Here is a 9,785-nt window from a genome sequence, read left to right on the forward strand (position 1 = left end):
GGGAATGCATTTCAAATGTGGGAGCGAGCCTGCTCGCGAAAGGGCCAGATCAACCACCACATATTTCTGAATAAAAATATTTTCAACTTTCTGCTGAGGTAAAACCGAACGCCATCCGTGTAGTGACTGAAACTGCGAGTCATTCGCATCCGCTGCGGTTCTACACAGGTCATGAGTCATGAAGTCCAGGGCAAAATCGGGTTCGGTCAAACGATGGTTGAGTGTTTCTGCTTTGAATGTTTCGGCGTTGAGCTTTTCGGCTTTGGCGTTGCTGCCGCTGAGCGTGGCGATGGCCGAGGATGCCAGCGCCCAACAACACACGCAGTTCAGCTTTTCGATGGCCGCCAAACCGCTGCCCCAGGCCTTGAGCGATTTCAGCCGGGTGACGGGCATCAGCGTCGTCTACACGGATGAAGCGCCCTACGGTCTCAATGCGCCGGCCGTAAACGGCCAGATGAGCGCCGAACAGGCCCTGCAGCGATTGCTCAGCGGTTCGGGCTTCACCTACCGACGTACCGATAGCCACACCATGGCCCTGGAACCGCTACCCACCGAAGGTGCCTTGAACCTGGGGGCGACCACCATTACCTCAGTGATGGATCAATCCACGAGTTACCAGCCACCGCCCACCAGTTCGGTGATGCGCACCTCGGCCCCGCTTCAGGAAATTCCGCAGACCGTCAACGTGGTCGCGGCCCAGGTCATTCGCGATCAGGCACCGCGCAATCTGGATGACGCCCTGGCCAACGTCAGCGGCATCACCCAGGGCAACACGCTGGGCAGCACCCAGGATTCGGTGATGACCCGCGGCTTTGGCGACAACCGCAACGGTTCGATCATGCGCGACGGCATGCCGATCGTGCAGGGCCGTGGCATGAACGCGACAGTGGATCGGGTCGAAGTGCTCAAGGGGCCGGCCTCGCTGCTCTACGGGATTCAGGACCCTGGCGGCGTGGTGAACATGGTCAGCAAAAAGCCCGAACTTGAGCAGTACAACGCCTTGACCCTGCGCGGCTCGACCTATGGCGAAGGCAAGAACGGCAGCGGCGGCACTTTTGACAGCACCGGTGCGTTGGGCACTTCAGGGCTGGCCTATCGCATGGTGCTGGATCATGAAGACGAAGATTACTGGCGCAACTACGGCGTGCATCGCGAGACGCTGGTTGCACCGTCGCTGGCCTGGTTCGGCGAGAGCACCCAGCTGTTGTTCGCCTACGAGCACCGCGAATTCCTGACCCCGTTCGACCGTGGCACGGTGATCGATCCGCGTGACAATCACCCGCTGGACATCTCCCGTGATCGGCGGCTCGACGAACCCTTCAACAACATGGAAGGGCGCTCGGACCTCTATCACTTCGAAGCCGATCACGAACTCAACGACAACTGGAAAGCCCACTTCGGCTACAGCTGGAACCGCGAAACCTACGATGCCAGCCAGGTGCGCGTGACCGCCATCGACACCAGGAAGGGCACGCTGACCCGCAGCATGGACGGCACGCAAAATGCGATCAGTACCGACCGGTTTACCACGGCGAGTGTCGAGGGCAACGTCGACGTCATGGGTATGCGTCATGACCTGGTGTTCGGCATCGATGACGAATACCGCAAGATCTACCGCGAAGACCTGATCCGCCAGAAGAGCCTGACTACCTTCAGCTACCTCAATCCGGTGTATGGCCGTGAAGTCGAAGGCACCACCGTCAGCCCGGCCGACAGTGCCCAGACTGATTTGCTGCGCAGCAATTCAGCGTTTTTGCAGGACTCGATCCACCTCACCGACCAATGGATTCTGGTGGCCGGTGCTCGTTTCCAGGAGTACGACCAGTACGCCGGCAAAGGCGTGCCGTTCCATGCCAACACCGACAGCAACGGCCAGAAGTGGGTGCCGCGGGCGGGGCTGGTATATCGCTACACCGACGCATTGTCGTTCTACGGCAGCTACACCGAATCGTTCAAACCCAACTCGACCATCGCGCCCTTGAGTGGCAGCACCGTCGTGCTCGACGGCAGTGTCGCGCCGGAAGAGGCCAAGTCCTGGGAGATCGGCGCCAAGCTTGATCTGCCGGGACGTGTGACGGGCAACATCGCACTGTTCGACATCAAGAAGCGCAATGTGCTGATCGCCAACTCCGAAGGTCCGGTGACGATCTACAGTGCTGCCGGTGAAGTGCGCTCCCGTGGTCTGGAAGTGGATTTGAGCGGCCAGCTCAGCGACCGCTGGAGCATGATCGGCAGCTACGCCTACACCGACGCCGAAGTGACCGAGGACCCGGACTACAAAGGCAAAAAACTGCAAAACGTGGCGAAGAACAGCGGCTCGCTGTCGGCGGTGTATGACTTTGGCAGGATCATCGGCGGCGATCAGCTGCGGGTCGGCGCGGGAGCGCGTTACGTCGGGGAGCGGGCGGGTAACGCCGTGAACGATTTTGAGCTGCCGAGCTACACCGTCGCTGATGCGTTCGCTACCTACGACACTCAGCTCGACGGGCAGAAGGTCAAGTTTCAGCTCAACGTGAAAAACCTGTTCGACCGCACTTACTACACCTCGGCGGCGAGTCGGTTCTTTGTGTCGATGGGGGATTCGCGGCAGGTGATCTTGTCGAGCACCTTGGAGTTCTGATCTGCAACCGCGTCATCGTCCATCGCTGGCAAGCCAGCTCCCACAGGGTTTGCGCGATCCACTTGTGGGAGCTGGCTTGCCAGCGATGGCGGCCTTAAAGGCGCCGAAAAACTTGGGGCTAACGCAAAAAAGCCTGCCGATACTCCCCCGGTGTCCCGCCCACGCTTTGCCGAAACCGATTGGTGAAATGACTGGCACTGGCAAACCCACAAGCCAGCGCAATCTCCCCCAATGGCTGCGATGTCGAACGCAGCAACTCCCGCGCCCGATTCAACCGACGCGCCAGTACGTACTGATGTGGCGGCAAGCCGAAGCTCTCGCGGAACATCCGCGCGAAGTGGTATTCCGACAGCGCACACAATGCCGCCAGTTGTCCCAGGCTGATGGCTTCGGCCAAGTGGCCGTCGATGTACTCCACCAGCAACCGTCGTTGATGCGCCGCCAGACCGCCCTTGAGACGCAAGCCCGGGCGCGTGCTGACTTGGCTGAGCAGGGCATGACTGAGCATTTCGTGGGCCAGGCTGCTGGTGAGCAGGCGTTCACCCGGTTCGTCCCAGTTGAGGGCGATCAACTGTCGAAAGCGCAGCGCCTGCTGCGGATCATCCAGAAAGGTTTGTTCGCGCAACTGCAATTCGCGAGGTTCGCGATCGAGCAGCGTGACGCAGCCCAGGGCAAATTGTTCGGGGCTGAAATACAGGTGTGCCAGGCGAATATCACCGTTGATCACCCAGCCGGACTGATGATCGGCGGGCAGGATGCACAACTTGTCCGGGCCACCCTTGGTGCCGGGCTGGTCGCGACGGAAGGTGCCGGTGCCACCGGCGATGTAGCACGACAGCGTATGGTGGCTCGGCGCTTCGTAGTCCTGGGCATCGTGATGGTTGTTCCACAAGGCTGCGGACAGGCCGTCACCGAGCTCGGCGCTGTGCTCGAGGCGAGCATTGGGCGAGCGGTTGAGGGCTTGAAAGACTTGCAGGGTTTCCAGTGCGGACATGATCAGTTCTCTCCAACGCCTTGCATCCTACTCCGTAGACATTCGCCTGCCAGCCCGCCACACGACAAAAGCGCAAGTTTATGCAAGTGCGCCAAGGCGCGGCGCAGGACACTGGGCACCTATCGAGGAGCCTTTGCCATGAACCTGTCTTTGTACCTGTTGACCGTGCTGATCTGGGGCACCACCTGGATTGCCCTGAAATGGCAACTGGGTGTGGTGGCGATTCCTGTGTCGATCGTCTATCGCTTCGGCCTCGCCGCGCTGGTGCTGTTCGCAATGTTGCTGCTCAGCCGAAAGCTGCAAGTGATGAACCGGCGCGGGCATCTGATCTGCCTGGCGCAGGGGGTGTGCCTGTTTTGCGTTAACTTCATGTGCTTTCTGACCGCCAGCCAGTGGATTCCCAGCGGCCTGGTCGCCGTGGTGTTTTCCACCGCCACGCTGTGGAATGCGTTGAATGCGCGAGTATTCTTCGGCCAGAAAATCGCCCGCAATGTGTTGATGGGTGGCGCGCTGGGCTTGCTCGGCCTTGGCCTGTTGTTCTGGCCGGAACTGGTCGGCCACACCGCCAGCCCGCAAACCTTGCTCGGCCTGGGCCTGGCACTGTGCGGCACCTTGTGCTTCTCGGCGGGCAACATGCTCTCGAGCCTGCAACAGAAGGCCGGGCTCAAGCCGTTGACGACCAACGCCTGGGGGATGGCCTACGGTGCGGCAATGCTGTCGGTGTGGTGCCTGGTCAAAGGCATACCGTTCGACATGGAATGGAATACCCGCTACATCGGTTCGCTGCTGTATCTGGTGATTCCAGGCTCGGTAATCGGTTTCACCGCTTACCTGACGCTGGTCGGCCGCATGGGGCCGGAACGTGCCGCCTATTGCACCGTGCTGTTCCCGGTGGTGGCGCTGAATGTCTCGGCGTTTGCCGAAGGTTACCAGTGGACCGCACCGGCGCTGGTGGGGCTGGTGATGGTTATGTTGGGGAACGTGTTGGTATTCCGCAAACCCCGGCCAAGTGTGAGTCCCGTGGCGAGCAAGTTGGCATGAGAAATAAACGATTCAATTATCCTTCGCCACCAGCAGATATATCAGGCCGAGGAACATGTATTCAATGTTGTTTCTTGCCCATTCATAGGCGTTTCGCTGAGCGGAATATTCCATGTCGAACCACTCATTGAGTATGACCACGTAAAAGAATTGGTAAACGAAAATTGCGGTGGTGAAACCGATAATGGCGAATTTCTTGGCTGCATGGAATTCACTCCGTGGGGCTACAAGCTTTCGGTAGAGATGATAAGTTCCAAGCAGAAAACTGAAAGTGAAAATAATCTCGAGCGTTATGATTGCCCAGTAAAAGCGGTGATGGAAGAACGTGGAAGTGACTGCTCGGTAACGTCGAGAGTCATTTCCAACTGTTTCGCTCATGCTGATGATTCGCCCGATGTAGTCAGTGTACGCCGCGTAGTCGGTGAAGTTGTTGATGAGTGTCATTAGTCCGAAAAGCGCCGCCATCAAGACAATCAACACTTTGCTCCGCCTGATGACTCCGGCGGTGGTGAAGTTATTCATGCAAATACTCTCCGAATACACGATCGGTGCTTTTGTTTGTCGGAGTTTATAGGCGTTTTTTGTAAGCCAGCCGAAGACTGAGTTGCAAGTTATGTCTTTGTTGATGTTTAAACGAAGTTGTGGGTGGACTTGATACTTGGGGGCCGGTGGATATTGCCAAGGGGGATGCAAGCGGCACGTCGAACAAGACGTGCCGCGCTTCAATCAACCCTTCCAGACCTGCGGATTGACCAGGTCCTGCGGGCGCTCGCCCAGCAAGGCGCTGCGCAAGTTGCTCAGGGCACGGTTGGCCATCGCTTCGCGGGTTTCATGGGTGGCCGAGCCGATATGCGGCAAGGTCACGGCGTTTTTCAGCTGGAACAGTGGCGACTCGGCCAGTGGTTCTTTTTCGTAAACATCCAGCCCGGCACCGCGAATCCGGTTGTTTTGCAGGGCTTCGATCAGTGCCGGCTCATCCACCACCGGGCCGCGCGAGATGTTTATCAGGATGGCGTTCGGCTTCATCAGCGCCAGTTCGCGATGGCTGATCAGGTGTCTGGTCTTCTCGCTGAGCGGTACCACCAGGCACACGAAGTCGGCTTCGGCCAGCAGTTGGTCCAGGCTACGCAACTGGGCACCGAGTTCCTGTTCCAGCTCGGTCTTGCGGCTGTTGCCGCTGTAGATGATCGGCATGTTGAACCCCAGGCGACCCCGGCGGGCGATGGCCGCACCGATGTTGCCCATGCCGACGATGCCCAGGGTCTTGCCGTGCACATCACAACCGAACAGCGGCGCACCGACGGTGGCTTGCCATTGCCCGGCCTTGGTCCAGGCATCGAGTTCGGCCACGCGCCGGGCACTGCTCATCAACAGGGCGAAGGCCAGGTCGGCGGTGCTTTCGGTGAGTACGTCGGGCGTGTTGGTCAGCATGATCCCGCGTTCGTTGAAGTACGCGAGGTCATAGTTGTCGTAGCCCACCGAGACACTCGACACCACTTCCAGTTTGGCAGCGTTCTCAAGCTGCGCACGACCGAGTTTGCGGCCGACGCCGATCAAGCCGTGGGCATGGGGCAGGGCTTCGTTGAACTGGGCATTGATGTCGCCGTTTTTCGGACTCGGCACAATGACGTCGAAGTCTTGTTGCAGGCGTTCGACCATTTCAGGCGTGACACGACTGAAGGCGAGGACGGTTTTTTTCATGGGTGCAGGCTCGTCGGGCGGAGGAGATTACTGAGCACGCTAACATTCTTCCCGGGATTTATGCGAGTCGCTTAACAGCAGCTTGCGGCGCTTCATCCAGTTATACTGCCGCCTTTCGCGGCTCGCTGACCGGGCCCGACACATTACGCATCACCCGGAGCTTTCATGACTTCCCCGAAACAACCGCCGGTCGCCGAGGCCTTGAGCGACGAGCAGGCAGAGCTGCCAGACAGCGCCGAGTCCAGCACCGATGGCGAAACCAAAGCCGCGATCCCGGCGTTCAAGTTCCCGTTCAAACCGGGTGAACTGGCAGCCGCCAAAGGCTCCAACCAGCCCTGGTACAAGAACGGCGCCAAAAACGGCCACACCAAGACACCGGGCATGGCCCCGCCGGGGACTCGGCGGTCGATGGGCAAGCGCTGAGTTTTAGTTTTGCGGTGCCTGATTTGCCCTCTTCGCGAGCAGGCTCGCTCCCACAGTGGATCTGAGTTGCGCACAAAATGTGTTCACTGAAGAACCCTTGTGGGAGCGAGCCTGCTCGCGAAGGGGCCGGCACAAACAGCAAAGATCCTGGGATCAAGCCGCCCGCAACGAAATAAACGCGTAATTCCCCGGCTCATCCGGCGCCACCTGCGCCCCCGCCGCCGCTACCTGCCCGGCAATATCCTCGCTCGAAACATGGAACTGCCACTCGCTGTCCCACTGCGGCAATGTCTGACCGTCCAGCTCATCGATGATCGTGGCGAACTCGTTCATATCCGGCAGGTAGGCGGTAAAACCATCACCTTTCAACGCCGTGGTCCGAATCCCCAGCAACGCGCAAATCGCGTCCTTCATCAGAATGTCATCGCGATCCGCCTGACGTGAACGCTGGATCAAATCCGACAACTCGCGGTCGACCAGTTCACCGCCAACAATCAGGTCCGGTCCTTTTTCCCACGACTCAGTCGGACATTCCTTCAGGGCAATGTTCAGAGGAATGTGCGGATTGATCTCCATCGGATAGATACGGCACACCAGCGGGCGGCGTTCGTAGATCCTGCAGAGATTGTCTTCGTCAAGATTCCGACAGGCTCCCACGTTGTAGGCGGCAAAGGTGATGGCGACGAAGGCCTCTGCGTCGGCACTGCGGATGACCGCAGAACGGCGTTCGGCGTGTTCACGTTGCTGTGGTGGCAGACCCAGGCCGTTGCTCAGGAAACCTTCCACAAGCACGATCACTTGCCCACCGTCAGCTGCCCACATCCGGGCTTCTGGCAGGGTCAGGGAGACATGGTGGTCATTGCAGCACTTGCCACAGCCTACGCAGGAAAACGTCGTATTCATTGAGCGGTCAGTCGCATCCGAGGGCATGAAACGGCGACAGAATGCCGCCGTGAAGGCCGCTGTCGAAGCAAGTTATGCGCCACTCACTGCGCCTTGGCGGCAGGGCGGACCGAGTCCCACTCGGTGACGTACGCGGTTTTGCTTTTTTTGTTGTAAAGGCACAACTCGGTGCCTTGCGCGCCTTTCATGTGTTTTTGCGGGTACTGACCTTGCAGCAGGAGGGCGGTGTAGCCGACACGGTCATCGAACTGCGCGGCATTGCCGACAGGTTGGGCATTCTTCAGGCCGCTGGCCTTGGTGCAACTGGCGAGTACGGTTTTGTCGTAGGCGGCCCAGGCATCGGGGCTGGAGGCGTGGGCCTGGGTGGTCAGGGCGGTGAGGCAGAGGAGGGTCAGGGCGGCGGCTTTCATAGATCAGGAATCCTTGGATGTGCAATGGCCAAGGTTGGAGTATGCCTGATGGTTTGATGGCGATTATACGGGCCTCTTCGCGAGCAGGCTCGCTCCCACATCCCCTGTGGGAGCGGGCTCGCCCGCGATGGCGGTGGGTCAGACTCGCACAGGTTCCCGGCGGACCGCATACATCCCGGCACTTTCATACAACCGCCGCGCCCGCAGGTTGTCCTCCAGCACCTTCAAATCCACAAACCCTTCCCGGCGCTGCTGAAATACTTTGAACGCATGCAACAGCAACGCGCGCCCCAGGCCTTGCCGTCGAGCCCGCGGATGCACCACCAGATTCTTGATGTAGGCACTGGTCCAGCACTGGCACACGGCGACTACGCCTTCGGCATCGAGGGCAATGAAACACAGGAAAGGATCGTATTCAGGATCAGTCTCAAACTGCTGTTGCCACAGCGTCAACGCGGGTACGCGACCGCCGCCGTCGCGATACCCAAGCTCCATCAAGTGGTGCACAGCTGCAGCGAGTTCGGCGTGGTAATGGGTCAATTGAATGCCGGTTGGCCAGGCCATGTCCGGCACGGCCTCGGCGAGGTCGCGCCGCATCAGCCAGCACCACGTTTCTTCCGGGGCCCCGGCCAAGACTCAATGACCTTGTTCGGCCACAGCCTTGGCCGCTTCGATCAGGCATTTGGTCAGTTCCGGTGACGAAAACTTGGTCAGCACCGCGTTCGCACCGGCCAGACGTGCCTTTTCGCTGTTCATCGCGCTGTCCAGTGAGGTATGCAGCAACACATAGAGATGCGCGAAGTCCGGGGTTTCGCGCAGGGTGCGGGTGAAGGCGTAGCCATCCATCTCGGACATTTCGATGTCGGAGACAATCAGGTTGATCTGCTGGGCGGTGCCTTGCAGGTCCAGCAAGCAATCGATGGCTTCCTTGGCACTGCGCGCCGTGTGGCATTGCAGGCCGAGATTGCGCAGGGTATGCACCGATTGTTGCAAGGCCACCTGGCTGTCATCGACCACCAGGATCCGCGCGTTGCCCAGCACTTCAGCGTCTTCCATGCTGAGTTCGGTGGGTGCCATGTCGATCTGCACCGGGGCAATACCGTGGATGACTTTTTCGATGTCCAGCACCTGCACCAGCGTGCCGTCCACCGAGGTCACCCCGGTAATGTACGAGCGCACGCCACCAGAACCAAAGGGCGGTGGGCGGATGTCAGTGGTCAGGCAATGGACGATTTTGCTGACGGCTTGAACGTGCAAGCCCTGCTTGGAACGGCTGACGTCGGTGACGATCAGGCAGCCACCGTTCGGATCTTCCAGCGGGCGTTCGCCGATGGCGCGGCTGAGGTCGATCACCGACAGCGACGCGCCGCGCAAAGTGGCGATGCCTTTTACGTGAGGGTGCGACTCCGGCAGTTTGGTCAGCGGCGGGCAGGGGATGATTTCACTGACTTTGAGCAGGTTGATCGCCATCAACTTGCCACTGCGCAAGGTGAACAGCAGAAGCGAAAGTGAATCCGCACGGCCTTTGGTGGAGGACATAAGTACCTTCTGAGGAAAAAGGTGACGGACGACCGTGAAGATCGCCAACAGCTATCAATGCCGGGTTATCGACTTGTTGGGGGCAGGCTTTAGAAAATCAGGTGAAGGGTAGACCGCCTTCGCGAGCAGGCTCGCTCCCACAAAGGCAGCGATT

The 9,785-nt window shown here is 59.5% G+C and carries 11 protein-coding genes; 3 read left to right on the forward strand and 8 right to left on the reverse strand.

From position 1 onward, the window contains the following. On the reverse strand, positions 1-348 hold a 348-nt coding region (locus ACW9HW_RS26445; protein ID WP_457402234.1), incomplete at its 3' end, for a hypothetical protein. On the opposite strand from ACW9HW_RS26445, the gene ACW9HW_RS26450 reads away from it, so the two are divergent. Further along, positions 290-2,620, forward strand: a complete 2,331-nt coding sequence (locus tag ACW9HW_RS26450) for a TonB-dependent siderophore receptor (RefSeq protein WP_457402236.1) — start codon at positions 290-292, stop codon at positions 2,618-2,620. The two genes, ACW9HW_RS26445 and ACW9HW_RS26450, sit on opposite strands and share 59 nt — an antisense overlap. 118 nt (positions 2,621-2,738) lie before the next feature. Here the strand turns inward: ACW9HW_RS26450 and ACW9HW_RS26455 are convergent, their stop codons facing one another. Then, positions 2,739-3,614 carry a helix-turn-helix domain-containing protein gene (locus tag ACW9HW_RS26455; protein WP_457402238.1) on the reverse strand — a complete coding sequence of 292 codons (876 nt, stop codon included), beginning with the start codon at positions 3,612-3,614 and terminating at the stop codon, positions 2,739-2,741. Between the two features lie 138 nt (positions 3,615-3,752). Here ACW9HW_RS26455 and ACW9HW_RS26460 point away from each other — a divergent pair, with 138 nt between their 5' ends. Beyond that, a complete protein-coding gene (locus ACW9HW_RS26460) occupies positions 3,753-4,655 on the forward strand; it encodes a DMT family transporter (protein WP_095193841.1) in 903 nt (300 codons plus the stop codon). 12 nt (positions 4,656-4,667) lie between these two features. Here the strand turns inward: ACW9HW_RS26460 and ACW9HW_RS26465 are convergent, their stop codons facing one another. Continuing rightward, positions 4,668-5,177 (reverse strand): DUF2165 family protein, encoded by a 510-nt coding sequence (locus ACW9HW_RS26465; protein ID WP_457402240.1) that lies wholly within the window; start codon positions 5,175-5,177, stop codon positions 4,668-4,670. Between the two features lie 204 nt (positions 5,178-5,381). After that, on the reverse strand, positions 5,382-6,356 hold the full coding sequence (locus tag ACW9HW_RS26470) for a 2-hydroxyacid dehydrogenase (protein WP_457402241.1): 975 nt from the start codon (positions 6,354-6,356) through the stop codon (positions 5,382-5,384). Positions 6,357-6,521: 165 nt separating this feature from the next. On the opposite strand from ACW9HW_RS26470, the gene ACW9HW_RS26475 reads away from it, so the two are divergent. Then, a complete protein-coding gene (locus ACW9HW_RS26475; RefSeq protein ID WP_095193838.1) occupies positions 6,522-6,779 on the forward strand; it encodes a hypothetical protein in 258 nt (85 codons plus the stop codon). A 153-nt stretch (positions 6,780-6,932) separates the two neighbouring features. Here ACW9HW_RS26475 and ACW9HW_RS26480 read toward each other — a convergent pair whose 3' ends face one another. The 4 genes from ACW9HW_RS26480 to ACW9HW_RS26495 form a co-directional block, all read right to left on the reverse strand. After that, the gene (locus ACW9HW_RS26480) at positions 6,933-7,682 is read right to left on the reverse strand and encodes a YkgJ family cysteine cluster protein (RefSeq protein WP_457402244.1); all 750 of its coding nucleotides are present in this window, start codon (positions 7,680-7,682) and stop codon (positions 6,933-6,935) included. Positions 7,683-7,765: 83 nt separating this feature from the next. Then, entirely contained in the window at positions 7,766-8,092 is a 327-nt protein-coding gene (locus tag ACW9HW_RS26485) for a hypothetical protein (RefSeq protein ID WP_457402245.1), read from the reverse strand. A 138-nt stretch (positions 8,093-8,230) separates the two neighbouring features. Continuing rightward, positions 8,231-8,689, reverse strand: a complete 459-nt coding sequence (locus ACW9HW_RS26490) for a GNAT family N-acetyltransferase (protein WP_457402247.1) — start codon at positions 8,687-8,689, stop codon at positions 8,231-8,233. 39 nt (positions 8,690-8,728) lie between these two features. Beyond that, a complete protein-coding gene (locus ACW9HW_RS26495; RefSeq protein WP_095193834.1) occupies positions 8,729-9,631 on the reverse strand; it encodes a chemotaxis protein CheV in 903 nt (300 codons plus the stop codon). Positions 9,632-9,785: the final 154 nt, after the last annotated feature.

It is taken from the genome of Pseudomonas sp. SDO5532_S415 (assembly GCF_054071155.1).

What these genes read in the sequence shown, in the direction of transcription:
- ACW9HW_RS26450 (WP_457402236.1), top strand. Translation starts at nt 290, where the DNA reads ATGGCCGAGGATGCCAGCGCCCAACAACACACGCAGTTCAGCTTTTCG.
- ACW9HW_RS26455 (WP_457402238.1), bottom strand. Translation starts at nt 3,614, where the DNA reads ATGTCCGCACTGGAAACCCTGCAAGTCTTTCAAGCCCTCAACCGCTCG.
- ACW9HW_RS26460 (WP_095193841.1), top strand. Translation starts at nt 3,753, where the DNA reads ATGAACCTGTCTTTGTACCTGTTGACCGTGCTGATCTGGGGCACCACC.
- ACW9HW_RS26465 (WP_457402240.1), bottom strand. Translation starts at nt 5,177, where the DNA reads ATGAATAACTTCACCACCGCCGGAGTCATCAGGCGGAGCAAAGTGTTG.
- ACW9HW_RS26470 (WP_457402241.1), bottom strand. Translation starts at nt 6,356, where the DNA reads ATGAAAAAAACCGTCCTCGCCTTCAGTCGTGTCACGCCTGAAATGGTC.
- ACW9HW_RS26475 (WP_095193838.1), top strand. Translation starts at nt 6,522, where the DNA reads ATGACTTCCCCGAAACAACCGCCGGTCGCCGAGGCCTTGAGCGACGAG.
- ACW9HW_RS26480 (WP_457402244.1), bottom strand. Translation starts at nt 7,682, where the DNA reads ATGAATACGACGTTTTCCTGCGTAGGCTGTGGCAAGTGCTGCAATGAC.
- ACW9HW_RS26485 (WP_457402245.1), bottom strand. Translation starts at nt 8,092, where the DNA reads ATGAAAGCCGCCGCCCTGACCCTCCTCTGCCTCACCGCCCTGACCACC.
- ACW9HW_RS26490 (WP_457402247.1), bottom strand. Translation starts at nt 8,689, where the DNA reads ATGCGGCGCGACCTCGCCGAGGCCGTGCCGGACATGGCCTGGCCAACC.
- ACW9HW_RS26495 (WP_095193834.1), bottom strand. Translation starts at nt 9,631, where the DNA reads ATGTCCTCCACCAAAGGCCGTGCGGATTCACTTTCGCTTCTGCTGTTC.